The organism is Candidatus Competibacteraceae bacterium, assembly GCA_016699715.1.
GTDB lineage: Bacteria > Pseudomonadota > Gammaproteobacteria > Competibacterales > Competibacteraceae > Competibacter.
Genome location: CP065007.1, coordinates 3,030,267 through 3,054,452, shown reverse-complemented (window position 1 = coordinate 3,054,452; position 24,186 = coordinate 3,030,267). Strand labels below are relative to the sequence as shown.

The following is a 24,186-nucleotide window of genomic DNA, read 5'->3' as shown; positions in this document are numbered from 1 at the left end:
CCGATCGGGGCGCGGATTTGTTCGAGCCGGAACAGGCCCGACGGGTGGTGGGACAACTGCATCGCTTCAGCCATGCCATGGTGTCGGGCGATGAGGGTCGGATTCTCGAATTGATGCCAGACGGCCACCTCCGCCATCGGGTGTTGTTCTGTCTATCCGCGCTTAGTCCTCCACCGGGTAGCGGTTATCGCTATGAAATGGCTCCCGGCGCGGGACCGGAAATCTCTCTGGATGAAACCTTGCCCGCGCGTATCGAGGCATGGCTAACAATGACCTATATGGTGCTCCCCATATTCTAGACCGACCTTTAAGATAGAAGGCCACAGCGAACGGCAAGGTGCGATATGGCAGGAGTACGTAAAAAGCACACGGTCGAGTTCAAGGCCAAAGTCGCCCTGGAGGCGATCCGTCAGCAGAAAACCAGCAACCAACTGACGGCGGAGTACGGAATTCACGCTACCCAGATCAACACTTGGAAGAAGCAGGCACTGGCGGCAATTCCAGGCGCGTTCTCTGGCAAACAGGCGCAGACGCAGGCGAGCCAACAAGGGCAAATGGATGAGCTGCACCGCCAGATTGGGCCACTGATTGCCGAGCGGGACTGGCTGAAAAAAAGTCTTCAGCCAGGCATTAGGGGTCAGGAAAATGCTCGTTGACCCTCACGACCCGACCTTCAGCCTGCGGCAACAAGGCCGGCTGCTGGGTCTCAACCGTTCCAGCGTGTACTACCAACCCATCGGTGAGAACGCGGAAAACCTGGGCCTCATGCGCCTGCTGGACGAGCAGTATACCCGAACGCCCTACTACGGGGTTCTGCGCATGGTCGCTTACTTGCGCAGTCTCGGCCATCCAGTAAACGTCAAGCGTGTCCGGTGATTATTACGCATGATGGGCCTGGACGCGGTATACCCACAGCCCAATACCAGCACGTCTAACCCCGCGCACGCGGTCTATCCCGACCTGTTGCGTGGCTTATCGATCGAGCGATCCGACCAGGTGTGGAGCACGGACATTACCTACATCCCGATGCGGAAGGGGTTCGTGTACCTGGCGGCGGTGCTCGACTGGGCAACCCGGCGGGTGTTGTCCTGGCGGCTGTCCAACAGCATGACGACCGACTTCCGCATCGAAGCCGTCGAGGAGGCCATCCGCTCCCATGGGACGCCTGGGATCTTCAACACCGACCAGGGCAGCCCGTTCACCAGCGCGGAGTTTGTCGGCCTGATCCAAGGGCACGGCATCCAGGTGAGCATGGACGGCAAGGGCCGCTGGGTCGACAACGTGTGGATCGAGCGGCTCTGGAAAAGCGTGAAATACGAAGAGGTCTACCGATACTCTCCGAATGCCGGTGGATTTCCACGGGCTTTCCAGGAACGCTACGGACAGTTGCGCCATTGAAAACCAGTGCTTGAAATCAGGGTCGGATGCTCTTGGACATCCTGGAATCTTGATGTGGTGGCTATGGGTGGACTCGAACCACCGACACCGGCATTATGAGTGCCGTGCTCTAACCGGCTGAGCTACATAGCCATTATGGAAAGGATTCAGATGAGGGCCAGTGATTATCCAGACTCGACACAACAGTGTCAATAGTGTTGTCCCAACGTCCAGGTAGCGGAAGCCGGAAGCATGTCCGTCTCTTGCGCTATCGAGCAAGGAATCTTCCGAAAAAAACCATTATAACCACGCTGCTCGGAAAGACCGGCACTGCCCGAACGCTTGAGACGGGTCTGGGCGATGAATCCCGTCTTGCGTCCAAGCTATACTTGGCACCATTCATTCTCATCAAGCAACACCTGGGGACGGCCTACCGTCCCCTTCGAATTTTGGAGGCACTTGTGCGCGATGTCTCGACCTTCCAGGGGCTGATCCTGGCTCTGCAAGATTACTGGGCCCGCCAGGGTTGCGTGCTGCTGCAACCCTATGATATGGAGGTGGGCGCGGGGACTTTCCATCCCGCCACCTTCCTGCGCGCCATCGGTCCAGAACCATGGAGCGCCGCCTACGTGCAGCCTTCCCGCCGGCCCACCGATGGCCGCTACGGCGAAAACCCCAACCGCCTGCAACACTATTATCAATACCAGGTGGTCATCAAACCTTCGCCGCTCGATTTGCAGGATCTGTATCTCGGTTCGCTGGAGAATCTTGGCCTCGACCCTCTGATTCACGACATCCGCTTCGTCGAGGACAATTGGGAATCCCCCACCCTGGGCGCTTGGGGGTTGGGCTGGGAGGTCTGGCTGAACGGCATGGAAATCACCCAGTTCACCTATTTTCAGCAGATCGGTGGACTGGACTGCAAGCCGGTCACCGGAGAAATTACCTACGGCCTGGAACGCATCGCCATGTACCTGCAAGGCGTGGAAAGCGTCTACGACCTGGTCTGGACCGACGGGCCGTTGGGCCGGGTCAGCTACGGCGACGTGTTCCACCAGAACGAGGTGGAAATGTCCACCTACAACTTCGAGCACGCCGATACGACCGCGCTGTTCGTCTGGTTCGATACCTGTGAGTCGGAAAGCAAGCGCTTGATCGAACTGGGACTGCCCCTGCCCGCCTACGAAATGACGCTGAAAGCCTCCCACACCTTCAACCTGCTCGACGCCCGCAAAGCCATCTCCGTTACCGAGCGCCAGCGCTACATCCTGCGGGTCCGCACCCTGGCGCGAGCGGTGGCCCATGCCTACCATGATACTCGCGCCGCGCTGGGCTTCCCCATGTGCGCCCGCGCCGCTGCCCGCCTGGAGGTGGCCCATGGCTGATACCCACGACCTGCTGATCGAAATCGGCACCGAGGAATTGCCACCCAAGGCACTGGCCAAGCTGTCCCTGGCGTTCGAGCGAAGCATCGCCGACGGCCTGGAAAAAGCCGGCTTGGCCAGCAGCGCGATTCACCGCTTCGCCACGCCGCGCCGCTTGGCGGTGCGGGTCGATCAGTTACCCGCGCGGCAGCCCGACCGCCAGCTCGAACGGCGCGGCCCGGCGCTGGGCGCCGCCTTTGGCCCGGACGGCCAGCCCACCAGGGCTGCCGAGGGCTTTGCCCGCTCTTGCGGGGTGACCGTCGCCGAGCTACAACGGCAGGAAACCGACAAGGGCGCTTGGCTGGTGCAGATCAGTACCGAGCCGGGCGCGCTGACCGCCGATCTGATTCCACCCATCGTCGAGGCCGCGCTCGCGGCCCTGCCCATCCCCAAGCGGATGCGCTGGGGTGATCGCGACGATGAATTCGTGCGGCCGGTGCATTGGGTGGTGCTGCTGTTCGGCACCGAAGTGATCCCCGCGACGATCATGGGTGTCCACACCGGCCGGGAGAGCCGTGGCCATCGCTTCCACCATCCGCAACCGATTCAGTTGACCGCGCCCGCCGACTATGCCCGGCAACTGGCCGACGAGGGCAAGGTGATTGTCGACTTCGACCAGCGCCGCGACGTGATCCGCGCCCGCGCCGAGGCGGTGGCGACCGAACTGAAGGGCGTGGCGGTCATCAAGCCCGAACTGCTGGACGAGGTCACGGCATTGGTGGAATGGCCGGTGGCGCTGGCCGGCAATTTCGAACAGCGCTTTCTGGAGGTGCCGGCCGAGGCCTTGATCAGCACCATGCAGGATAACCAGCGTTACTTTCCGGTGGTGGACGCGCACGGTCGGCTGCTGCCGCATTTCATCACGCTGGCCAACCTGGAAAGCCGCGATCCCGCTCAGGTACGGGCTGGCAACGAACGGGTGATCCGCCCACGCTTCAGCGACGCCGAATTTTTCTGGAACCAGGATCGCGGCAAACCGCTGGCGGCACGGCTGGATCTGCTGAAGCATGTGGTGTTCCAGCAGCGGCTCGGTACCGTGGCCGATAAGAGCGTGCGGGTGGCGACGCTGGCACGCTTCATCGCCGGACAAAGACACGGTAACGCGGACTGGGCCGACCGGGCGGCGCGGCTGGCCAAATGCGATTTGATGACCCAGATGGTGCAGGAATTTCCCGAATTGCAGGGCATCATGGGCCGCTACTACGCAGGCCACGACGGGGAAGCGCCCGAAGTAGCCCAAGCGCTGGAGGAACAGTATCTGCCGCGCTTTGCCGGCGACCGGTTACCGGCGACCGCCACCGGCCAGAGTTTGGCGTTGGCCGACCGGCTGGATACGTTGCTCGGCATCTTCGCCATCGGCCAGGCGCCGTCGGGCGCCAAGGACCCGTTCGCGCTGCGCCGCGCCGCCCTGGGGGTGCTACGCATCCTGATCGAGGGGGGGCTGGACCTCAACCTGTTGACCTTGCTGGAGCGCGCCGCCAGCCAGTTCGAACCGGCGATTCGAGCCAAAGGCGCGGTGGAAGCGGTTTTTGACTTCATCGTGGACCGGCTGCGCGGTTACTATCTGGATCAGCAGGTGCGTTCGGATACTTTCGACGCGGTGCTGGAATGCCGGCCGCATCGGCCGCTGGATTTCGATCGGCGTGTGCGCGCGGTCGGTGCCTTCCGCGACCGGCCGGAAGCCGCCAGTCTGGCCGCCGCCAACAAACGTATCCGCAACATCCTCAGAAAAGTGGATACGGTGCTGCCGTTCGAGGTGCGACCCGACCTATTGACCGAAGCAGCGGAACAAGCACTGGCGGGGCGGTTGGTGGAATTGTCCTCCGAGGCGATCCCACTGATGGACGTCGGCCTGTACGGCGATGCCCTGAACCGACTGGCCAGCCTGCGCGAGCCGGTGGATGCCTTTTTCGATCAAGTGTTGGTGATGGCCGAAGATCCTGCCGTTCGCGACAATCGCATCGCCCTGCTGAACGAATTGGGCAGCCTGTTTCTGCGCGTGGCGGATTTCTCGCGCTTGCAGGATTGAGGAAGGATGAAAATCGGCGGTGGGCCGCGATATTGGGCGGGCGGTTTTCCATCGCGGCCCGGAAGCCAACGAGGTTTCACGTGAAACAAAGTCCGATGGCGAAAGTAGCCGAGGTGACTATCGGGATGGAGACCAAATCGTCGTTTCATGTGAAACGAAGTCCGGCGACGCTACCTGTGGTCAGTGTTGCCGGTCGGACGGTTTCACGTGAAACCTACACGCTGGCTTGCGCGAGCGAAAAAACACGACTCACCATGAAGCTGATTATTCTGGATCGCGATGGCGTCATCAACGAAGATTCCGATGCCTACATTAAATCGCCGGAGGAATGGAACCCGATTCCCGGTAGCTTGGAGGCGATTACCCGCCTGAATCACGCCGGCTATCGAGTAGTGATCGCCACCAATCAGTCCGGGATCGGACGCGGGCTGCTGGATCTGGAAACCCTCAATCAGATCCATCGCAAAATGCATCGGATGGTGCAGGAAGTCGGTGGTCTGATCGAGGCGATTTTCTTCTGTCCGGATGTGGACGAAGCCAACCCCTTCCGTAAGCCAAACCCTGGCATGTTGCTGGAGATCGGCCGGCGCTTGAAATGCAACCTGCAAGGAGCGCCGGTGGTGGGCGACAGCGTGCGCGATGTCCGGGCGGCGCGAGCGGCCAACGCCTGGCCCCTGCTGGTGCGGACCGGCAAAGGCGCTCGGACCCTGGAACAGGAAGCGGAAAGCTGCGCCAACGTGCTGGTGTTCGACGATCTGGCCACGGTGGCCGAGTATCTGACTACTGACCATGAATGACCTTCGATCCGATTCGCTGCCCACGCGCGCAATTGCCAAGTCCTCGCTTGTCGATTTATGGATGCGCTCGCTGCTCTTTTCGCTCGGTATGCTGCTTTCGACCGTGGTGTGCGGGTTGGTGATCATTCTCGGTTTTGCCTTGCCTTTCAACCGGCGTTACCGGCTGTCGCAATCCTGGAGCCGCTTCAACATTTGGTGGCTGCGGCTCACCTGTCGGATCGATTACCAGGTGAGCGGAACCGAGCATATTCCCGACCGAGCGGTCATCGTGATGGCCAAGCATCAGTCCACCTGGGAAACCTTGTTCCTGCAACAGTACCTGCAACCGATGGCGTGGGTGGTTAAGCGCGAGTTGCTGTGGCTGCCGTTTTTTGGCTGGGCGCTGAAGTTGTTGCGACCAATCGCCATCGACCGTCGGGCCGGTACTTCGGCGGTCAAGCAGGTGATCCGGCAGGGTATCGAACACTTGCGGCAAGGCCAGTGGGTCCTGGTCTTTCCCGAGGGTACGCGCACTGCCCCCGGCGTCCGTAAACGCTACGGCATGGGTGGCGCGGTGCTGGCCGCGCGCAGCCGCTGCCCGATTCTGCCGGTGGCCCACAATGCCGGGGAGTTTTGGCCGCGACGAGGCTTTCTCAAGCGTCCGGGCACTGTACAGGTGGTCTTCGGTCCCCTGATCGCCAGCGAGGGCCGTTCGCCGCAGGAGCTCAACTGGATGACCGAAACCTGGATCGAAACCACCATGACGCGTATCGGGCGCGCGGCGCGCGTGGTGCGCTCAACCGATGAGTGATTCAACCGAAGGGGCGATCTGGCATGGCTTTCACCAATAACCGACATACCGTCAAGCGTTTTGATGCGGAAATCGATAGCCTGATCGAACAGGTGCTGGAGATGGGGCGGGCCGCTGGGCAACAGGTCGAGCAAGCGGTGACCGCATTCAGGACCGGCGATATCGATCTGGCGCAAGCGGTTGTGGCCGGCGACGATGTGCTTAACCGACGCGATCTCGATATCGATCGGGCTTGCATTCGGCTGCTGGCCCGCCGCCAGCCGGTCAGTACCGACATGCGTCTGGTGATGTCCATGAACAAGGCCGTCGCCGATTTGGAACGGGTTGGTGATGAAGCCAAGAGCATCGCCGAGAAAGTGCTGGCGATTCAGGCGCGCGGCGGCGAGTTGCATAAAGGTGTTGCTCATGACATGGACCGCCTGGCCCAGGCCGCCATCCAACGCTTCGTGACGGCGCGGGACGTGTTGGCCCAGTTGAACATCGAGCAGGCCTGGCGGCTGGTGCATCAGGAGGAAGATCCGGTGGAGGAGGCCTTTCAGGATAGCCTGCGTTCGCTCAGCGTGCTCTCGCTGGAGGGCGGGTCGATGGTGGCGACGATCATTGACGTGGTGCTGGCGTTCAAGGCACTCAAGCGGGTTGCCGATCACGCCGACAATCTGATCGAATATACGATCTACATCGTCGAGGGACAGGATATCCGGCACGCCGACTGAGCGAGGCCGACGCCCATGTGGGGTTTCTCGCCGGCCTACAATCCGCCGCGAGCACCCAGAGCCGCGGTCAGTACGACCAGCACTCCCAATAGCAGATTGGTCCACAGCAGCCGGCGTACCCACTCCAATCGTCGGCCGGCCACGGCCCAATCGCCGGCGGCCACCGCCTGCCGCAACGGCAGAAACACCGCCAGAAAGAGCGTCAGGTAGATCAATACCATCACGATCCCGACGCCGGTCATCAGATGAATGTGCCAGCCCAAGCTCGCCATGCCGCCGTAGCCGGCGATCAGCCAGAAGCCGGTCAGCGGCAGGATAATGACCGCGGCCCAGACCAGCCAGAAGAACCGCCCCAGCACCGCCGTCAGGAAGGCGATCCGCCGGGGCGGTTCCAACTGCGCCACCGCCACCGGCCGCAACGCCAGTTGGGCAAAGATCATGCCGCCGACCCAGACGACGGCGAGTAGAACATGCAATGCGTAGGCAAAAGCCATGGTATTCAGTCTCCTGTCGGGAATGAAGTTGGCTGCTGTTCCTTCCGTCGCCGCAACTCACAATCCAGTTCGGCCAACCGTTGCGGCGTTCCGATGTCCCGCCAGCCGCCGCGATAATGTTCGCCGGTCACCTGCCCTTCCGCCATCGCCCACCGCAGCAGCGGACCCAGCGGAAAGCGGCCTGGCGCGCAGCCGGCAAACAGTTCCGGCCGCAGCACGCTGATCCCGCTGAAGGTCAACCGCGCCGCGCCGACCTCCTCCACTTGCCCATTCACCCGCAAGGCAAAGTCGCCTCCGGGATGGTGCGGCGGATTGTCCACCAGCACCAGGTGCGCCAGTCCAACGGTCGCCGCCGGCAGGCAGGCGAAAGGATAGTCGGTCCAGAGATCACCGTTGACCACCAGAAACGGTTGCGGGCCGAGCAGCGGCAGCGCCCGCAAAATACCGCCGCCAGTTTCCAAGGCATCGGGCGGTTCCGGGGAATAGACGATACGCAATCCCCATGCCCCGCCGTCACCCAGCGCCGCCGCCAGTTGCGCGCCCAAATGGCCGGTGTTGATGACCAGCTCGGTGATGCCCGCCGCCCGCAGCGCGGTGAGTTGGTGGACAACCAACGGTCGGCCGGCGATCGGCAACAGCGGTTTGGGCGTGTGATCGGTCAGCGGCCGCATCCGTTCGCCGCGTCCGGCGGCGAGAATCATCGCCTTCACGGTGCGGGCTCCCAGCGGTCCACCCGCCGCGCCCGCAGCAACTCATGCAAGCCGGCCAGTTCGGCATGGCGGCCCGCTACCTCCAGCACATAACCCAGGGTTCGGGGGATGTCGCGCAGGTAGCCGGATTTGCCATCGCGCAGGTTTAGGCGGGCGAAGATGCCGATGGCCTTGAGATGGCGTTGCACACCCATCAGATCGAACCAGCGCAGGAACTGCCCGGCGTCGTCCAGTCCGCTCATGCCCAGCGCCCGCAGCCGCGCCCGGTAATCCAGCACCCAGCGTTCGACCTGCTCGCGCGGCCAGGCGATATAGCAGTCGCGCAGCAGCGAAACCAGGTCGTAGGTCACCGCGCCCACTACCGCGTCCTGAAAATCCAGTACGCCGGGGTTGAGCGGATCGGTGACCATCAGATTGCGGGAATGGTAATCGCGATGGACCCATACCCGCGGTTGTTCCAAGGCGTTGTCGGCCAGCAGGGCGAAGGCTCGATCGAGTGTTTGCCATTCGTCCGCGTGCAGATTCAGGCCAAGCAGTCGCTCCAGAAACCAGTCGCGGAACAAGTCCATTTCCCGGTGCAACAGCGCCGAGCCGTAGGGTGGCAACAATGGCGAGTCGGAATCGCCACCGATTTGCAGGCACGCCAGTGCCGCCAGCGCATCGTCGTACAGCCTGGACACACTCTTTTCGTTGAGTTCGGTCAGGTACTGGCGGCTGCCAAGATCGGTCAAGAGCAACAGCCCCTGGTCGAGATCGCCAGCCAACACTTCGGGCGCGTTCAGGCCCAAACCACGCATGGCCTGGCCGATGGCGACGAACGGCCGGCAGTCTTCCTTGTCCGGCGGGGCGTCCATCACGATTCGGGTCTGGCCGTCGTACCAGACCCGGAAATAACGACGGAAGCTGGCATCGCTGGATGCCGGGGCCATACGGTCCGGTGCTACCGGCAAGACGGTGTTCAGCCATTCCAGCAGCAGGTGTTCACGGTCGCTCACGCAGATTCGCTCCATCTGGGTAAGATTGCAGCCATAGTCAATCTATGCGATGTTAGGGCACTTTAATCGACACGTAAAATCCTGCTCCGTGACGCCGTATTTCCGAGTGCTGGCGACCGGCGCCGTGCTGGCGGTACTGCCGCTGGTCGGCGTCCAGGCGCAATCCACCTTCAATCCATGGCTCCAGTGCGAAGCCGACGAACTGGCTCAAGAGATCGTGCCGGTCACTCCGAACGCACCGTTGCCGGACGATCTGCCGGTGCGGGCCGAAGCCGGCCGGATCGAATCCTCAGCCACCTTGTCCGTGCTGGAAGGCGGCGTCAACCTGTCTCGCGGCGACCAGCGTTTGCGCGCCGAGCGGATGACCTTGGAGCGCCCGGCCAACCGAGTTCGAGTCGAGGGAGGATTCACCTACGGCGATCCCAACCAGGCCTTGCGTGGCACCCAGGCGGAGGTGGATCTGAACGCCGAGACCGGCTGGTTCAAGGATGCGGATTACTATTTGCCGGGACGCAATGCCCAGGGTTACGCCGAGGCAGTGAACGTGGACCGTGCCCAACAGAGCAGTCAACTGGAAGACGCCACCTATTCAACCTGCCCGCGCGGTCGGGAAGCGTGGGAATTGCGGGCACGCCGACTCAACCTGAACGCGGCGAGCGGCCGCGGCACGGCCCATGATATCGTGCTGGCGTTCAAGGATACGCCGGTGTTCTATTTTCCGTATCTGTCGTTTCCCATCACCGAGGAGCGGCAGTCCGGATTCCTGTTTCCACTTCAGGGCTACGATAGCGAGACCGGCCTGGATCTCTCGGTTCCTTATTATTGGAACATCGCGCCGGATCGCGACATGACCTTCACCCCCCGGCTGATGTCCGCGCGTGGGTTGCTGTTGGGCGCGGAGTACCGCTATCTATACCCCGATCGGCGGGGGGAAATCGACGCTGAGTACATCCCTTATGATCGTCGTTTCGGCGGCGACCGTGGTTCCTTCAATATCGTCGACCGCGCCACGCCGCTACCCAACCTCTACACCAATCTGCGGTTCGAATACGTCTCCGACGATAGCTACATCCGGGACTTAAGCAACAATCTGGATTTCCTGACGGTCAACTACCTGGAACGGTATCTGGATGTGCGCTACCAGGGAGACTGGTGGCGGGCGCTGGCGCGGGTGCAGGGTTATCAGATTCTGAATCCGGCGCTGTTTGCCCTGACCGGGGACCCCTACGAGCGCCTGCCACAATTGGTGTTCGACGGTGCCTGGCCAACCGGAGTCGGCGGCTTCAACTACCGTTTGCACGGCGAAGTGGTGCGCTTCCAGCAATCCGACTCCGAAGTAGTGACCGGCGCCCGCCTGGATCTGTGGCCGACCGTGGGTTGGGCGTTGGAAAAACCCTGGGGATACCTGAAACCCCAGGCTGGATTTCGCTACACCGGCTATCAGCTTGACAACACCGCATCGGGCGCCAACGATGCGCCCTCGCGCGCCGCGCCGCTGCTCGGTCTGGACAGCGGCTTGATCTTCGAGCGGCCCTTGCAGGCCGACTGGCTGGGCGTAACGGCCGGGACGCAGACGCTGGAGCCGCGGCTGTTCTATCTCTATGTGCCTTATCGCGACCAGAACGACATTCCTCTCTTCGACAGCAACTTCATGGATCGGGATTTCGACTGGCTGTTTCGCTGGAACCGGTTCGTCGGCGCCGACCGATTGGGCGACGCCAACCAATTGACCGCCGCGTTGACTACCCGGTTGATCGATGGTCCAAGTGGTCGCGAACGGTTGCGTGCCAGCATCGGCCAGATCCAATATTTCGAGGATCGTCGGGTAACTTTGTACCCCGAGCTACCGCCGGATACCGAGGCGAATTCGGGAGTGATCGCTCAGGGGGCGTTAAATCTGTCAGGCCGCTGGTCGGTTCAAGGCGGTGTGCAACTGGAGCCGGACAACAGCGATTTACTACGTACCGCGCTCGACCTGCGTTACTACGCCAATCCACGCCAGTTCGTCAATTTGTCCTACCTGCGGGACCGCAATCCGGTCAACCTGGGATTGAGCGATCAAATCCACTCCGTGGATGCATCACTGATATGGCCGTTGAGCTCGCGATTTCGGGTGTTGGCGCGCTGGAACCAGGCTCTGAACATCGACCGCAATCTGGAAACCCTGGCTGGGCTGGAATATGAGGATTGTTGTTGGGCGCTGCGGGCGGTCGCGCGCCAGTACCGAGACAGCCCGCTGGAAGTCGATGCGCAAACCGGTTTTTACCTGGAACTGGAGTTGAAGGGACTGTCTCGATTGGGCGGTGGTCTGGAGACCGTGCTGCAAAGTTCCATCTTCGGCTATCAGCCGATCCGTTACTAGCATTCATCCCGATGATACGTATGAACAAACGCTTGCTTTCTGTTTTACTGTATTTGCTGCTGCTTGTCCCGCCGGTTGCCGGCCAAACCCAACTGGTGTTCGGTCCCGGACCCGAAGGATCGGGCAGCGCGCTGGATGCCATCGCGGCGGTGGTCAACGACGACGTCATTACCCACCGGGAACTGGAGGCGGCGACGGCCGCGATCAAAATCCAGTTGCGGCAGCAGAAGGTGCCGATCCCGCCCGATTCGGTGCTGGAGAACCAAGTGCTGGAGCGCTTGATTTTGTCCCAACTGCAACTGCGCGCCGCCGAACGCAACGGTATCACCGTGGATGACGCCACCTTGAATGCAGCCATCGAAACCCTGGCCCGGCGCAACAACATGAATCTGACGCAGTTGCGGCAAATGATCGAGAAAGATGGCACCGATTTCGCCAAGTTCCGCGATGACGTGCGTCGGGAAATCATGGCGGCGCGGTTGCGCCAGAAGCTGGTGGACAGCCAAATCCAGGTTTCCGATCAGGATGTGGACAGCCTGCAAGCCCAGTTGGCCGGCGGTGGCGGCGAGTTTGGCGGTGGCGGCAACAGCGGCGCCGGCGGCGAACGCGAATATCATTTGGCCCAGATCCTGATCGCGGTGCCGGAAGGCGCTACGCCGCAGCAGGTCGAAACCGCAAGGAACGAGGCCGACAGGGTGTTGGCACGGTTGCGGCAAGGTGCGGATTTTCGTCAAGTGGCGGTGAGTGTTTCCGCCGGTCGGCAGGCGCTGGAAGGCGGCGATCTGGGCTGGCGGCGCGCCGATCAATTGCCCACCCTGTTCGCCGAGGTGATCCCGAAGTTGCGGCCCGGACAGCTGAGCGAACTGATCCGCAGCCCTAGTGGATTTCACATTGTCAAGCTACTGGAAGTCAAAGGTGGCGGTGAAGCACATTCGTCCGCGCCCTCCAGCCTGGTGACACAGACTCACGCCCGCCACATTTTGCTCAAGACCTCGCCGCAACTGTCCGACGACGAAGCTCGCCAACGTTTGGTACAACTACGTCAGCGCATTCAGAACGGCGAAGATTTCACGGTCGTGGCCCGCGCCAATTCCGAAGATAGCGCTTCCGGCGAGCGTGGTGGCGATCTGGGTTGGGTGACGCCGGGAATGTTGGTGCCACAGTTCGAGCAGGCGATGAACGAACTACAGCCCGGCGAAATCAGCGCGCCATTCAAGACGCCGTTCGGCTGGCATATCGTTCAGGTACAGGAACGGCGTCAAGGTCCGGCTTCGACTGAAATCGAACGCACCCGAGTGCGTGAGGCGTTGCTGCGGCGGCGTGCCGACGAAGAATGGGATCTGACCTTGCGCCGCTGGCGCGAGGAAGCTTATGTGGAAATCCGCCTGCAGTCGGCGGCGGCTTCGGCGGAGAATCCCGCTCCACCAGCACAATGAACCTGACTGTGGCGCATCGTCCCCGCAAGCGCTTCGGCCAGCATTTCCTGCGCGATCCCAGCGTGCTTGAGCGCATCGTCGCGGCGATCCGACCGGTGCCGGGCGATCATCTGGTGGAAATCGGCCCTGGCCTGGGGGCGCTGACCCGGCCGTTGCTGGCCGTCGTCGGCGAGTTGGACGCAGTGGAGCTGGACCGCGATCTGCTGGAGCCGCTGCGGGCTCATTGCGCCGGTGCCGGTACATTGCGGCTTCATCACGCCGACGCGCTGAAATTCGATTTTGCCGGATTGCGCGGCGCGGGTCCCCGCTTGCGGGTGGCTGGCAACCTGCCCTACAACATTTCCACTCCCTTGCTTTTCCATCTACTGGATCAGGCCAGTCACCTGCGCGACCTGCATTTTATGCTGCAACAGGACGTAGTGGAGCGAATGGCGGCGGGTCCGGGCGATAAGGCTTACGGTCGATTGTCGGTGATGCTGCAATACCGCTGCCAGGTCGAGCCGCTGTTCACGGTTGGACCGGAAGCGTTCCTGCCGCCGCCCAAGGTTCGGTCGGCGGTGGTGCGCTTGGTTCCACATGAAACATCGCCCGTTGCGGTACGGGACGAACGATTATTCGCCGAGGTGGTGCGGCGAGCCTTCGCCCAGCGCCGCAAGACCCTGCGCAATGCCTTGCGCGGCTGGTTGGACATCGCCCAGATCGAAGCGGCGGGCGTCGATCCCGGCGTCCGGCCGGAAACACTGGACTTGGCGGCATTCGCGGCGTTGAGCGCGGTCGCTCCCTGAAGTCGATCCGACGACCAAAATTTGCGGGGCTATTTGAAATGCCGCCCCAGCAGGTCACACGGCGCCAGAGTGCTGGGGATCATTGGGGAAGGCATGCCAGTGCGTGTTGGTCCGGCCATTCATGGGCGGGGCGGCGATGCGGACCCGGAAGCGATCATTCCTCGGTCTCCTCCATGCCCGCCGCCTAAACGTTGAAGCGGAAGTGCATGATGTCGCCTTCCTGGACAATGTAGTCCTTGCCCTCCAATCGCCACTTGCCTGCCTCCCGGGCGCCGGATTCGCCTCCACAGGCGATGTAATCGGCATAGGCGATCACCTCGGCGCGAATGAAGCCACGCTCGAAATCGGTGTGAATCACGCCCGCCGCCTGCGGCGCGGTAGCGCCGGCCCGAACGGTCCAGGCCCGTACTTCCTTGGGGCCGGCGGTAAAGTAGGTTTCCAGCCCAAGCAGCTTGTAGGCAGCGTGGATCACTCGATCCAGACCCGGTTCGGATAGGCCGTAGTCGGCCAGAAATTCGGCCTTGTCAGCGTCCTCCAGTTCCGCTAATTCCGCTTCGATCGCCGCGCACACCGGCACCATCTCGGCGCCTTCCCGCTCCGCAATGCCTCTGACCTGATCCAGCAACGGGTTACCGACGAAGCCGTCTTCGGCGATGTTGGCGATGTATAGCACCGGCTTGGCGGTCAGCAGGAACAATTCCCGCAGTTGCTCGCGTTCCGTCGCGGCCAGCGCCAAGGTCCTCAGTGGTGCGCCTGTATCCAGATGGGTTTGCACCCGTTCCAACAGCGCCTTGCGTTCCAGCGCCTCCCGTCCACCGGCCTTGGCCGCCTTCTCGGCGCGCAGCAGCGCTTTTTCCACGGCCGCCAGATCGGCCAGCGCCAGTTCGGTGTTGATGGTCTCGATATCCTCGCGCGGATCGACCCGTCCAGACACATGAATCACGTCGTCGTTCGCGAAGCAGCGCACCACTTGGGCGATTGCGTCGGTCTCGCGGATGTGGGCCAGAAACTGGTTGCCCAACCCTTCGCCCTTGGAGGCGCCCGCCACCAGGCCGGCGATATCGACGAACTCGACCGTGGCCGGCAGGATCTTCTGCGATTTCGCGATGGCGGCCAGTGCCTCCAATCGCGGATCGGGCACCAACACCACCCCAACATTGGGGTCGATGGTGCAGAATGGGTAATTCTCGGCCTGAATACCGGCTTTGGTGAGCGCGTTGAACAGCGTGGATTTGCCGACGTTCGGCAAACCAACAATACCGCATTTGAGAGACATAATGACCTTTCAGTTGAATTTCTTATGGCGGATTTGCCAAATGCTCGCCCGCGTACTCGGTGGGCAACTTCATCCCGTCGACCAGGGCCATTGCCGTACTCGAACGGTCATTGAAGAAAAATTCGGCATCTGACCTCATCCCTGGCTGTTGCAAGGGCAACATGATAAGACTTTTGTCGGCAAACGAGGAAAAGTGCGCCGACTTCGATTTTCCGGACACTCGAATCGGGACAAAGCAATCCGCATCCGTGCCATCTTCATGCCCCGACAAACCGGCCGCTGTTCCATTCAATGTGCATGCCGGCGCGGCCATGAGGTGGGCTCGCCGGCTCCGTCCACGCTGGCGGCCCACGGTGAATTACCGTATGATTCTGAACCTTATGGAAAACCGATCATCGCTTTGAATCCATGCGCGGCCCCGACGACAGGAGGCGATCCAAATGAGCAGGGTAGACGAAAAAGGGGATGTCTTGAGCGAGGGTGAAATTCTGCGCGCCAGCGAGCGGCCCAGCGAGGAAATGCAGCGTTGCCTGGATGAAGTCTTGACGACACTACGCAAGTACAATGTCGGCGTCACGCTCTGCCTGGCCAACGAGCGGGAATCGATGCTGATGTACCGCATTCCCGAATGGTGCGCGGTCATGCTGGGCGAAGGTGGACCTGAAATCAACCCGGACAAACTGTGGCAGTCCAATAACCTGGAACAACTGTTATCCCGCACCTACCGGCTGGCGACCGCCCTGCGCCATATGAACGAACACCTGCATGCCGAATCGTCGCGGCTGGAGGATTTCGTCAGGGATCTGGGACAACACATGCTCGACCCCAACCGCAAAAGCCATTGAGCGATTGCTCCGGACGAAAAATACTCAGTTCCGTTGGAAAAACCGAGCGTTGGCCTGCCGCCAATCGCTAGCCAGTTGTCTGGCACGCGCCAGATCTTCTTCGCTCAACTGACGGGCGATGGAATCCAGCGGTCGGGCCGCGCCCACATAACCGGCGGAAACCGCCAAATCCAGCCACAGATAGGCATTGACTTCATCCTGTCCGATCCCCCGACCTTCGTTGTACATCATGCCCAGGCCGTACTGGGCCAATGGCAGCCCACTGCTGGCGGCCTGCTCAAACCAATTGAAGGCCTGCTGATCGTCACGGGGTACCCCACGCCCGGTTGCGTAGGCCACGCCAAGCAGCAATTGCGCAAGCGGCTGTTTCTGTGCCGCCGCTTTGCGGTACCAGGCCACGGCTTCCGCCTCGTCGCGCCGTACCCCGCCCCGGCCTTCCGCGTACAGCAAGCCCAGATTCAGCTCCGCCGTGGCCAAACCTTGCTCAGCCGCCTTGCGGTACCAGATCGCCGCCTGCGCCTCGTCGCGCGGGGTCCCCTGACCTGTGGCATACAGTACCCCGAGATTGAATCTCGCCACGGCATCGCCCTGCTCGGCCGCCTTGCGAAACCATTGCAACGCCTGTCGGGCATCCGGCGACACCCCGACACCCTGGGCGTACATTTCGGCCAGCCGGGCTTGACTGGCGGCATCACCCTGCTCGGCCGCCTTGCGATACCAAGTCACCGCCCGCGTTTCGTCGCGCCCGACCACTTCGCCCTCGGCGTAGATCTGTCCCAGCCGCCGCTGGGCTTCGATGAGCCCCTGCTCGGCCGCCTTGCGTAGCCAATCCACTCCGAGTTGCTCGTCGCGCCGCACCCCGCGGCCGTCGAGATAGTGCCCACCCAATCGTACCTGGGCTTCGGGGTTGCCGCCCTTGGCGGCCTGTTCCAGCAACTGCACGCCCTTGGCTTCGTCCAGCACCAACCCACGGCCGCTTAAATAATCGTCGGCCAATTCCAGTTGCGCCAGCGGCAGGTTCTGATCGGCGGCGCGCCGATACCAGAGCAGCGCCGCGCGCTCGTCACGCGGCAGCCCGCGGCCAGCGTCGTACATGCGCCCCAAGTAATACTGCGCCAGCGGCAGATTCTGGTCGGCGGCCAACCGGTACCATTTTACCGCCGCGGCATCGTTGCGGGCCGTACCCTGACCGTCGGCGTACATCCGCCCCAGTTCCTGCCGCGCCAGCCCTAAACCCTGTTCGGCCGCCTTGCGAAACCAGTTGAACGCATCCACCGTGGAGAGCGGTACACCGCGCCCGCTCAGGTAGCGCACGGCCAGATTGTACTGGGCTTCGGCATGGCCTTGCTCGGCCGCCTTGCGATACCAGCGCACGGCGTCTTGGTCACTACCAATCACGCCGCGGCCGCTGGCATACAACGCGCCCAAGGCAAACTGAGCGCCCGGATGCCCCTGCTCGGCGGCTTGCTGGTACCAGCCTACCGCTTCCTTGTCGTTGCGCGATACGCCACGGCCGCTGGCGTAGATGTTCCCCATTTCGAACAGAGCGTCGGGGTGACCCTGCCGGGCCGCCTGCCGGTACCAGTTGGCCGCCTCCCGGTCGTCCCGGTTCACGCCCCGGCCGGCGGCGTAGCGGCTGGCCAGCGTGTATTGCGCGTCGGCATTACCATGCACCGCCGACCGGCTTAGCCACAGCAGTGCTTCCCGCGCGCTGGGCGCCGCTTCGGGATTGGCCACATACAGCATCGATAATTGGAACTGCGCTTCGTCGTTGCCCTGCAAGGCTGCCCTGCGCAACCACTCAATGGCGCTGCGCTGGCTCTGCGTCGTGCCTTCGCCGCGCAGGTACATCAAACCGATCATGGTCTGCGCCTTGGGGTCGCCCTGCTTGGCCCAGACCATGTATTCCTGGAAAGCGGCGTTGTAATCGCCACGCTGGTAGGCGTCGGCGGCGCTGTTGGTGGCGGCGTCGGGCGCCGTGGGGCGGGAGTCGCCAAAATGCCAGACTCCCTTGTTATCCCGCCATTTCTGGAAGCCGGACTCGGGCGCGGCCCCGGCCACACCGGCCACACCGGCCACACCAGCCACACCGGCCAGGATAACAAGCGGAAACAATGCGAGCACGCGCACGACTACCTCCTTCGGGAACTATTCGGATCCTCTTGAATTCCCGTGATTGATCTCAATGTAATGCTCGGAACAGCCACTCGTCCGAGCCGTCGGCATCTACACTTGACCTGAAACGGTTTACAGTCATCATTGGCTTGTTACCCCTACAATGCAACGAGGAAATCCGAATGGCTATCAACCTGCAAAAAGGCCAGCGCATCAGTCTGGAAAAAGAGGCCGGACGCGGTTTAAGCCGGGTCGTCATGGGTCTGGGCTGGGGCATGAAGCAAGTCCAGACCCGCGGCTTTCTGGGCTTCGGCGCCGGCGAACGCCAGACGGCGGTGGACTTGGACGCGTCCTGCCTGTTGTTCGACGCCAGCGGCAATCTAGTGGATACCGTATGGTTCAGACAACTAAAAAGCCGTTGCGGCTCCATCCGCCACAGTGGCGACGATCGCTCCGGCGGCGGGGAGTCCGGCACCGAGAACGAACGGATCAGCATCGACCTGAATCAGGTGCCGGCAACGGTGCAGGTATTGATTTTCACTGTCAACAGCTTCAGCGGCGAGGACTTCACCGGTATTCCCAACGCGTTTTGTCGGTTGGTGGACGGGGCCAACGACGGTGAGGTCGCCCGCTTCGATCTGTCGCTGGAAGGCGGTCAGCATACCGGTCTGATCATGACCAAGCTTTACCGCCACAATAATGAGTGGAAAATGCAGGCTATCGGCGAACAGGCTGATGGCCGCACCTTCCACGATTTGTTGCCGGCGCTTCGTCCCTACCTGTAAAACCTGTGAGGGATGCCGTCATGGATTTGCAGCCCGGCCAGAATTTTTCCATCACCCAACAAAGCCCCGCGCCGGCCGTGGTCGAGATCGCGCTCGACTGGCAGCCGGCCAGCACTCCGCTAAGCATCGATTCCAGCGCCTTCGCGTTGAGCGCGCAGGGCAAGGTGCGCGGCGACGGCGATTTCATCTTCTACAATCAGACGACGCTGACCGGCGGCGGCATCCAGCGTGCCAGCAACGGCCGGACCTTTAGCATCAATTTCGCCGCGTTGCCGGCGGCCATCGAACGGATCGTCATCGCCCTGACCATTGACCAGGGGCAGCAGCGCGGCCAATCGTTTGCTCAACTGAGCCAGGTGCGGGCGGAAATGCGCGCCACCGGCAACCAGACGCCGCTGGCGGTCTTCCCGCTGGCCACCAAAATGATGCCGGAAACCGCGCTCATCGTTGGCGAGTTGTACCGGCGTGGCGGCGAATGGAAGTTCCGCGCGGTGGGCCAGGGTTTCGTCGGCGGGCTGGGGCCGCTGGCTCAGCAGTATGGCGTGGATGTGGCCGACGATTCGGGCGCTGGCGCCGTACCGTCGCCATCTCCCGCCGCGCCACCGCCTGCCGCCCAACCCGCGCCACCGGCCAAACCGATCCGGCTGGAAAAAATCACGCTGGAGAAAAAGGGGAGCAGCATTTCCCTGGAAAAAACCGGTCAGGGTTTCGGTGAGCTGGTCGTCAACCTGAACTGGCATCAGGGCGGCGGCGGCACGGGTTTCTTCGGTCGCTTGACCAGCCGCAAGATCGATCTCGACCTGGGTTGCCTGTTCCGGCTGCGGGATGGCCGGGCCGGCGCGGTCCAGGCACTGGGCGACAGTTTCGGTAGCCTGCAAGAACCGCCCTTCATCCAGCTTATGGGCGACGACCGCAGCGGCGCCAGCGCCCAGGGCGAGTTTCTGCGCATCAATGGCCGTCACTGGGATCAAATCGACCGGGTGGTCGTCTTTGCCCTCATTTACGAAGGTGCGCCCAATTGGGCGGAGACCGATGCGGTGGTCACCGTTCAAACCCCCAACCAGCCGACGCTGGAGGTCCGGCTCGACAGCCACGGCAACAACCAGCGCATGTGCGCCTTGGCCATGTTGGAGAACCAGGCCGGTAATATCAAGGTCACAAAGCTGGTCGAATATTTTCAGGACCACCGCGTCCTGGATCAGGCTTACGGCTTCGGCCTGCGCTGGGTTGCCGGGTCCAAGGACTGATTTTTTCGTGTTTTTCACTCGTATAACTGAAGGAATCCACTCATGGCTCTCGAATGGTTGAAACAGCGTTACAGCGAAGTCTCCGCCAACCTGAAATCCGAAGTGACCAAACTGCGCAACAAGAGCTTTCTGGAAGCGGTGGTGGCCGGCTGCGCGCTGGTGGCCAACGCCGACGGCGTGGTCCGGCCCGAGGAAAAACAAAAGATGATGGGCTTTCTGCGCAATTCCGAAGTGCTATCGGTGTTCAGCACCGACGAGGTGATCAGCATCTTCGACAAGTACGCCAAGCAGTTCGAGTTCGACCATCAGATCGGCCAAGCCAGTGCCCTGCAAGCGGTCGCCAAGCTGAAGGACAAGGAAGCCGAAGCGCGATTGATGGTCCGGGTCTGCTGTGCCATCGGCGCCGCCGACGGCAATTTCGACGACGATGAGAAGGCCGTCGTTCGCAAGATCTGCGCCGAACTGAGCCTGAATCCGAAGGACTTCGATCTGGTCTGAGATCGCGGAGCGTCGTGGCTTTTCGCCCGGCGCTGCTTAAAGAAGCGCCACCCTTGCTGACGGTGCGCGCGTGTACGACAACACAGGGGAGGATCGACGTATGGCTATTTCCCTCAATAAAGGCGGCCGGCTGTCTCTAAACAAGGAGGCGCCGGATCTCAAGAAAGCGCTGATTGGTTTGGGCTGGGATCCGCGTGCCACCGACGGCGCCGCTTTCGACCTGGACGCCTCGGCGTTCCTGCTGGGCGCCGATGGCAAGGTCCGCTCGGAGGCGGATTTCATTTTCTACAATCAATTGAAATCCGCCTGTGGCTCGGTTCAGCACACCGGCGATAACCTCACCGGCGCCGGCGAAGGCGACGACGAGGTGATCATGGTGGATCTGGCGCGCGTGCCGGCGGATGTACAGAAGATCGCCTTCACCGTCACCATCCACGAGGCCGAGCAGCGCCGACAGAATTTCGGCCAGGTTGGCAACGCCTACATCCGCGTGGTTAACGCCGACACCAACAACGAAGTCGCCCGCTACGACCTGGCCGAAGACGCCTCGACCGAGACGGCGATGATTTTCGGCGAACTCTACCGGCACAGCGGCGAGTGGCGCTTCACCGCGGTCGGCCAAGGCTACGCCGGCGGGCTGGCGGCGATGTGTCGTCAGTACGGCGTCAGTATTTAAACTGGCGCTTCGCGCGACCCCTCCCTGGTCAGGGAGGGGGAGACTGGTATCCAATACAGAGGAGATTGAAGAAATGGCGGTATCCCTGCAAAAAGGCGGCAACGTGTCGCTGAGTAAACAAGCCCCCGGCCTGAAGAAGATACGCTTCGGCCTGGGCTGGAGCGCGCGCAAGACCGACGGCGTCGATTTCGACCTGGACGCCTCCGCCTTCGTGCTGGATGGCGGCGGCAAGGTGCTCAGCGACCAGCATTTCGTGTTTTACAACAATGCCCTGGACCCATCGGGCGCGGTCTCTCACAAGGGCGATAACCGCACCGGCGAGGGCGAAGGCGACGATGAGGTGATTGAAGTCGATCTGGGCCTGATGACCCCCAACGCCGCCAAAGTAGCGTTCGTGGTCACCATTCACGACGCCGAGGCGCGCAAGCAGAATTTCGGTCAGGTCAGCGATGCCTATATCCGGGCGCTGAACGCCGACGGCGACCAGGAAATTGCCCGCTACGACCTGTCCGAGGATGCCTCGACCGAAACGGCGATGGTCTTCGGCGAGCTTTACCGCAACAACGACGAGTGGAAGTTCAAGGCCATCGGCCAAGGCTACGCCGGCGGATTGGCGGCGGTCGCCCGCGATTTCGGCGTTCATCTCGGTTAAAATCAACGGCGCTTCGCGCACCGCACTGGCCACACCCGGCCCGCCGATGCACCGGCGGGCCTTTATTTTTCCGCAAAGAGAACCTTATGAGCGAATCCGTCAAATACTTGCTCGACGAAAACCGGATGCCAAAATATTGGTACAATCTGGTCGCTGATCTGCCGACGCCGCCACCACCGGTGCTGCATCCCGGCACCTTGCAAGCGATCAGCCCGGACGATCTGGTGCCGCTGTTCCCCATGACGCTGATTCAGCAGGAAGTGGCCACCGAACGGGATATCGAAATTCCGAAACCGGTACGGGACATTTACCGGCAATGGCGGCCCAGCCCGCTATACCGCGCCCGCCGGCTGGAAAAGGCGCTCGGCACCCCGGCACGCCTCTACTACAAGTACGAGGGCGTCAGCCCGGCCGGCAGCCATAAGCCCAACACCGCCGTGGCCCAGGCGTTCTATAACAAGGAAGCCGGGATCACGCGTATCGCCACCGAAACCGGCGCCGGACAATGGGGTTCCTCGCTGGCTTTCGCCGGCGCACTGTTCGGCATCGACGTGCAGGTGTTCATGGTACGGGTTTCATACAACCAGAAACCCTATCGCCGGGCGCTGATGGAAACCTACGGGGCGCGCTGCGTGGCTTCGCCGTCCGAGGAAACCGCATCCGGCCGGGCAATTCTGGCCCGGCGGGCGGATCACCCCGGCAGCCTGGGCATCGCGATTTCCGAAGCGGTGGAAATCGCCGCGCAACGCGACGACACCAAATACGCGCTGGGTTCGGTGCTGAACCATGTGTTGCTGCATCAAACCGTGATCGGACAGGAAGCACTGGCGCAATTGGAGATGGCGGATGACTATCCTGATGTCATCATCGGTTGTGCCGGCGGCGGTTCCAATTTTGCTGGCATCGCCTTTCCATTCATCGGCGCGCAACTGCGCGGCGGCCGGCAGGCTCGTATCATCGCTGTCGAGCCGGCGGCCTGCCCGACCCTGACCCGTGGTCCCTATGCTTACGACTTCGGCGACACCGCGCATCTCACTCCACTCACCAAGATGCACACTCTGGGTTCGACCTTCACCCCGCCCGGCTTCCACGCCGGTGGCCTGCGCTATCACGGCATGGCGCCGCTGGTCAGCCACGTCAAGCAACTGGGTCTGATCGAAGCACGCGCCTATCACCAGACTGCTTGTTTCGAAGCGGGCGTGCTGTTTGCTCGCGCCGAGGGCATTCTGCCGGCACCGGAAGCCAATCACGCGGTGCGAGCCGCACTCGATGAAGCGTTGCGTTGCAAGGAAGACGGCGTGAGCCGGGCGATTCTGTTTAACCTGTCCGGCCACGGCCATTTCGATATGCAGGCGTATATGGATTATTTCGCCGGCAAACTGGTGGATCAGGACTACGACGAGGCCGAACTGGCGATGGCGCTGTCCGGCTTGCCGTCGGTGACGACGGTCTGAATCCGCTCCGCCGCTGAGAGCGAGAGCGAGAGCGAGGGCCGTCGGAGCCGGGGCAAGAACTGGAAATCAGGCCAGATGTTTCAACCAGAACGCCATCGGTTTGGGGGATTCGGCATCCTCGTCCAGGTCCCGCCACGAAAACATGGTCCGCAATTCCGGGTGCTTGACGAAGCCGTACCGGTTCCAGAACGCATCCAGCGGCCGGTATGCCGCCGGCCGGCGCGGATGGTCGGCGGGCCGCTCCACCGCGCAGAAGCCGGCGAGATCAAAGCGGCCCAGGCTGCGAATATGCGCTTCCCGTTCCTCGAAAAACCGCTTCCCGAGCCCCCGGCCCCGGTATTCGGGCAGCAGTACCGACTCGCCGTAATAAAAAATCCGCTGGGAATCGTAGCCACACGCCGTAAACGGCTGGATAACGTCCGGCGGCTCAACCACCAACGGCAGGCCGCTGGACGCGCCCACCACCCGCTCCCCATCCCGAACCAGCACCAGTACGCTATCCGGCGTGCTGGCATAGGTCTTCAGGTATTTTTCTTCATAAGCCGCGCTGCCCTGGTAGAGATACGGGAACTCGCGGAATACCTGGATGCGCAGCCGGGCCAGTTCGGGGAGATAGGGGTCGATGGCGCTGCCGGACAATCGTTGAACGTTCAAGGATGCGGACATGGGAGAGCGATACCCAGGGTTGCGGTCGCGACCGGAAGAGGCGGAAGATGAGCCCATGTC

At 62.2% G+C, this 24,186-nt stretch carries 26 protein-coding genes and 1 tRNA gene; 19 read left to right on the top strand and 8 right to left on the bottom strand.

Annotated features, from left to right (window positions below):
- Positions 1 to 17: 17 nt before the first annotated feature.
- From IPM89_13780 to IPM89_13765, 4 genes are read left to right on the top strand one after another with little or no spacing between them, the layout of a single operon-like run.
- On the top strand, positions 18 to 299 hold the full coding sequence (locus IPM89_13780) for a hypothetical protein (protein QQS53892.1): 282 nt from the start codon (positions 18 to 20) through the stop codon (positions 297 to 299).
- Between the two features lie 45 nt (positions 300 to 344).
- A complete protein-coding gene (locus tag IPM89_13775; protein QQS53891.1) occupies positions 345 to 656 on the top strand; it encodes a transposase in 312 nt (103 codons plus the stop codon).
- The gene (locus tag IPM89_13770) at positions 646 to 876 is read left to right on the top strand and encodes a hypothetical protein (GenBank protein ID QQS53890.1); all 231 of its coding nucleotides are present in this window, start codon (positions 646 to 648) and stop codon (positions 874 to 876) included. Before IPM89_13775 ends, IPM89_13770 begins: the two co-directional genes overlap by 11 nt.
- A gap of 9 nt (positions 877 to 885) precedes the next feature.
- Positions 886 to 1,398, top strand: a complete 513-nt coding sequence (locus IPM89_13765) for a DDE-type integrase/transposase/recombinase (protein QQS53889.1) — start codon at positions 886 to 888, stop codon at positions 1,396 to 1,398.
- Between the two features lie 55 nt (positions 1,399 to 1,453).
- Here the strand turns inward: IPM89_13765 and IPM89_13760 are convergent.
- Positions 1,454 to 1,530, bottom strand: a tRNA-Met gene (locus IPM89_13760).
- Positions 1,531 to 1,838: 308 nt separating this feature from the next.
- Here IPM89_13760 and glyQ point away from each other — a divergent pair.
- The 5 genes from glyQ (at position 1,839) to phoU (ending at position 7,130) form a co-directional block, all read left to right on the top strand.
- Positions 1,839 to 2,762 (top strand): glycine--tRNA ligase subunit alpha, encoded by a 924-nt coding sequence (gene glyQ, locus IPM89_13755; GenBank protein ID QQS53888.1) that lies wholly within the window; start codon positions 1,839 to 1,841, stop codon positions 2,760 to 2,762.
- Positions 2,755 to 4,830: a glycine--tRNA ligase subunit beta gene (locus IPM89_13750; GenBank protein ID QQS53887.1), complete on the top strand. Its 2,076-nt coding sequence runs from the start codon at positions 2,755 to 2,757 to the stop codon at positions 4,828 to 4,830. Before glyQ ends, IPM89_13750 begins: the two co-directional genes overlap by 8 nt.
- A 125-nt stretch (positions 4,831 to 4,955) precedes the next feature.
- Positions 4,956 to 5,627, top strand: a complete 672-nt coding sequence (gmhB, locus tag IPM89_13745) for a D-glycero-beta-D-manno-heptose 1,7-bisphosphate 7-phosphatase (GenBank protein QQS55937.1) — start codon at positions 4,956 to 4,958, stop codon at positions 5,625 to 5,627.
- Positions 5,620 to 6,417 carry a 1-acyl-sn-glycerol-3-phosphate acyltransferase gene (locus tag IPM89_13740; protein QQS53886.1) on the top strand — a complete coding sequence of 266 codons (798 nt, stop codon included), beginning with the start codon at positions 5,620 to 5,622 and terminating at the stop codon, positions 6,415 to 6,417. Before gmhB ends, IPM89_13740 begins: the two co-directional genes overlap by 8 nt.
- A 23-nt stretch (positions 6,418 to 6,440) precedes the next feature.
- Positions 6,441 to 7,130, top strand: a complete 690-nt coding sequence (gene phoU / locus IPM89_13735; GenBank protein QQS53885.1) for a phosphate signaling complex protein PhoU — start codon at positions 6,441 to 6,443, stop codon at positions 7,128 to 7,130.
- Between the two features lie 35 nt (positions 7,131 to 7,165).
- On the opposite strand, the gene IPM89_13730 is transcribed toward phoU, so the two are convergent.
- The 3 genes from IPM89_13730 to IPM89_13720 are packed head-to-tail and all read right to left on the bottom strand — an operon-like array spanning position 7,166 to position 9,344.
- Positions 7,166 to 7,624: a CopD family protein gene (locus IPM89_13730; protein ID QQS53884.1), complete on the bottom strand. Its 459-nt coding sequence runs from the start codon at positions 7,622 to 7,624 to the stop codon at positions 7,166 to 7,168.
- A gap of 5 nt (positions 7,625 to 7,629) precedes the next feature.
- Positions 7,630 to 8,334: a nucleotidyltransferase family protein gene (locus IPM89_13725; GenBank protein ID QQS53883.1), complete on the bottom strand. Its 705-nt coding sequence runs from the start codon at positions 8,332 to 8,334 to the stop codon at positions 7,630 to 7,632.
- A complete protein-coding gene (locus IPM89_13720; protein QQS53882.1) occupies positions 8,331 to 9,344 on the bottom strand; it encodes a phosphotransferase in 1,014 nt (337 codons plus the stop codon). The genes IPM89_13725 and IPM89_13720 overlap by 4 nt, the downstream gene beginning before the upstream one ends.
- Before the next feature lie 73 nt (positions 9,345 to 9,417).
- Here IPM89_13720 and lptD point away from each other — a divergent pair, with 73 nt between their 5' ends.
- From lptD to rsmA, 3 genes are read left to right on the top strand one after another with little or no spacing between them, the layout of a single operon-like run.
- Positions 9,418 to 11,691 carry an LPS assembly protein LptD gene (gene lptD, locus IPM89_13715; protein QQS53881.1) on the top strand — a complete coding sequence of 758 codons (2,274 nt, stop codon included), beginning with the start codon at positions 9,418 to 9,420 and terminating at the stop codon, positions 11,689 to 11,691.
- A 20-nt stretch (positions 11,692 to 11,711) separates the two neighbouring features.
- Positions 11,712 to 13,127, top strand: a complete 1,416-nt coding sequence (locus tag IPM89_13710; protein ID QQS53880.1) for a peptidylprolyl isomerase — start codon at positions 11,712 to 11,714, stop codon at positions 13,125 to 13,127.
- Complete coding sequence (gene rsmA / locus IPM89_13705; protein QQS53879.1) at positions 13,124 to 13,912, top strand: 16S rRNA (adenine(1518)-N(6)/adenine(1519)-N(6))-dimethyltransferase RsmA; 789 nt, start codon at positions 13,124 to 13,126, stop codon at positions 13,910 to 13,912. The genes IPM89_13710 and rsmA overlap by 4 nt, the downstream gene beginning before the upstream one ends.
- A 184-nt stretch (positions 13,913 to 14,096) precedes the next feature.
- Here the strand turns inward: rsmA and ychF are convergent, their stop codons facing one another.
- Together ychF and IPM89_13695 are read right to left on the bottom strand one after the other, a co-directional pair.
- A complete protein-coding gene (gene ychF / locus IPM89_13700) occupies positions 14,097 to 15,188 on the bottom strand; it encodes a redox-regulated ATPase YchF (GenBank protein QQS53878.1) in 1,092 nt (363 codons plus the stop codon).
- A 22-nt stretch (positions 15,189 to 15,210) separates the two neighbouring features.
- Complete coding sequence (locus IPM89_13695; protein QQS53877.1) at positions 15,211 to 15,501, bottom strand: hypothetical protein; 291 nt, start codon at positions 15,499 to 15,501, stop codon at positions 15,211 to 15,213.
- 127 nt (positions 15,502 to 15,628) lie between these two features.
- Here IPM89_13695 and IPM89_13690 point away from each other — a divergent pair, with 127 nt between their 5' ends.
- A complete protein-coding gene (locus tag IPM89_13690; protein QQS53876.1) occupies positions 15,629 to 16,033 on the top strand; it encodes a hypothetical protein in 405 nt (134 codons plus the stop codon).
- A 24-nt stretch (positions 16,034 to 16,057) separates the two neighbouring features.
- Here IPM89_13690 and IPM89_13685 read toward each other — a convergent pair whose 3' ends face one another.
- A complete protein-coding gene (locus IPM89_13685; protein ID QQS53875.1) occupies positions 16,058 to 18,163 on the bottom strand; it encodes an SEL1-like repeat protein in 2,106 nt (701 codons plus the stop codon).
- A 167-nt stretch (positions 18,164 to 18,330) separates the two neighbouring features.
- Between IPM89_13685 and IPM89_13680 the strand changes: the two genes are divergently transcribed.
- The 6 genes from IPM89_13680 to IPM89_13655 all read left to right on the top strand — a co-directional run bounded on the left by IPM89_13680 (position 18,331) and on the right by IPM89_13655 (position 23,460).
- Entirely contained in the window at positions 18,331 to 18,933 is a 603-nt protein-coding gene (locus IPM89_13680) for a TerD family protein (protein QQS53874.1), read from the top strand.
- A gap of 20 nt (positions 18,934 to 18,953) precedes the next feature.
- The gene (locus tag IPM89_13675) at positions 18,954 to 20,180 is read left to right on the top strand and encodes a TerD domain-containing protein (GenBank protein ID QQS53873.1); all 1,227 of its coding nucleotides are present in this window, start codon (positions 18,954 to 18,956) and stop codon (positions 20,178 to 20,180) included.
- Positions 20,181 to 20,222: 42 nt separating this feature from the next.
- Positions 20,223 to 20,678, top strand: coding sequence for a tellurite resistance TerB family protein (locus IPM89_13670; protein ID QQS53872.1), 456 nt, complete (start codon positions 20,223 to 20,225; stop codon positions 20,676 to 20,678).
- Between the two features lie 100 nt (positions 20,679 to 20,778).
- On the top strand, positions 20,779 to 21,354 hold the full coding sequence (locus IPM89_13665) for a TerD family protein (protein ID QQS53871.1): 576 nt from the start codon (positions 20,779 to 20,781) through the stop codon (positions 21,352 to 21,354).
- Between the two features lie 73 nt (positions 21,355 to 21,427).
- A complete protein-coding gene (locus tag IPM89_13660) occupies positions 21,428 to 22,006 on the top strand; it encodes a TerD family protein (GenBank protein QQS53870.1) in 579 nt (192 codons plus the stop codon).
- Positions 22,007 to 22,092: 86 nt separating this feature from the next.
- Entirely contained in the window at positions 22,093 to 23,460 is a 1,368-nt protein-coding gene (locus tag IPM89_13655) for a TrpB-like pyridoxal phosphate-dependent enzyme (protein ID QQS53869.1), read from the top strand.
- Positions 23,461 to 23,526: 66 nt separating this feature from the next.
- Here IPM89_13655 and IPM89_13650 read toward each other — a convergent pair whose 3' ends face one another.
- Positions 23,527 to 24,126 (bottom strand): GNAT family N-acetyltransferase, encoded by a 600-nt coding sequence (locus IPM89_13650; GenBank protein QQS53868.1) that lies wholly within the window; start codon positions 24,124 to 24,126, stop codon positions 23,527 to 23,529.
- Between the last annotated feature and the right edge of the window lie 60 nt (positions 24,127 to 24,186).

What these genes read in the sequence shown, in the direction of transcription:
- IPM89_13775 (QQS53891.1), top strand. Translation starts at nt 345, where the DNA reads ATGGCAGGAGTACGTAAAAAGCACACGGTCGAGTTCAAGGCCAAAGTC.
- IPM89_13770 (QQS53890.1), top strand. Translation starts at nt 646, where the DNA reads ATGCTCGTTGACCCTCACGACCCGACCTTCAGCCTGCGGCAACAAGGC.
- IPM89_13765 (QQS53889.1), top strand. Translation starts at nt 886, where the DNA reads ATGATGGGCCTGGACGCGGTATACCCACAGCCCAATACCAGCACGTCT.
- IPM89_13750 (QQS53887.1), top strand. Translation starts at nt 2,755, where the DNA reads ATGGCTGATACCCACGACCTGCTGATCGAAATCGGCACCGAGGAATTG.
- gmhB (QQS55937.1), top strand. Translation starts at nt 4,956, where the DNA reads ATGGAGACCAAATCGTCGTTTCATGTGAAACGAAGTCCGGCGACGCTA.
- IPM89_13740 (QQS53886.1), top strand. Translation starts at nt 5,620, where the DNA reads ATGAATGACCTTCGATCCGATTCGCTGCCCACGCGCGCAATTGCCAAG.
- phoU (QQS53885.1), top strand. Translation starts at nt 6,441, where the DNA reads ATGGCTTTCACCAATAACCGACATACCGTCAAGCGTTTTGATGCGGAA.
- IPM89_13730 (QQS53884.1), bottom strand. Translation starts at nt 7,624, where the DNA reads ATGGCTTTTGCCTACGCATTGCATGTTCTACTCGCCGTCGTCTGGGTC.
- IPM89_13720 (QQS53882.1), bottom strand. Translation starts at nt 9,344, where the DNA reads ATGGAGCGAATCTGCGTGAGCGACCGTGAACACCTGCTGCTGGAATGG.
- IPM89_13710 (QQS53880.1), top strand. Translation starts at nt 11,712, where the DNA reads ATGAACAAACGCTTGCTTTCTGTTTTACTGTATTTGCTGCTGCTTGTC.
- rsmA (QQS53879.1), top strand. Translation starts at nt 13,124, where the DNA reads ATGAACCTGACTGTGGCGCATCGTCCCCGCAAGCGCTTCGGCCAGCAT.
- ychF (QQS53878.1), bottom strand. Translation starts at nt 15,188, where the DNA reads ATGTCTCTCAAATGCGGTATTGTTGGTTTGCCGAACGTCGGCAAATCC.
- IPM89_13695 (QQS53877.1), bottom strand. Translation starts at nt 15,501, where the DNA reads ATGGCCGCGCCGGCATGCACATTGAATGGAACAGCGGCCGGTTTGTCG.
- IPM89_13690 (QQS53876.1), top strand. Translation starts at nt 15,629, where the DNA reads ATGAGCAGGGTAGACGAAAAAGGGGATGTCTTGAGCGAGGGTGAAATT.
- IPM89_13680 (QQS53874.1), top strand. Translation starts at nt 18,331, where the DNA reads ATGGCTATCAACCTGCAAAAAGGCCAGCGCATCAGTCTGGAAAAAGAG.
- IPM89_13675 (QQS53873.1), top strand. Translation starts at nt 18,954, where the DNA reads ATGGATTTGCAGCCCGGCCAGAATTTTTCCATCACCCAACAAAGCCCC.
- IPM89_13670 (QQS53872.1), top strand. Translation starts at nt 20,223, where the DNA reads ATGGCTCTCGAATGGTTGAAACAGCGTTACAGCGAAGTCTCCGCCAAC.
- IPM89_13665 (QQS53871.1), top strand. Translation starts at nt 20,779, where the DNA reads ATGGCTATTTCCCTCAATAAAGGCGGCCGGCTGTCTCTAAACAAGGAG.
- IPM89_13660 (QQS53870.1), top strand. Translation starts at nt 21,428, where the DNA reads ATGGCGGTATCCCTGCAAAAAGGCGGCAACGTGTCGCTGAGTAAACAA.
- IPM89_13655 (QQS53869.1), top strand. Translation starts at nt 22,093, where the DNA reads ATGAGCGAATCCGTCAAATACTTGCTCGACGAAAACCGGATGCCAAAA.
- IPM89_13650 (QQS53868.1), bottom strand. Translation starts at nt 24,126, where the DNA reads ATGTCCGCATCCTTGAACGTTCAACGATTGTCCGGCAGCGCCATCGAC.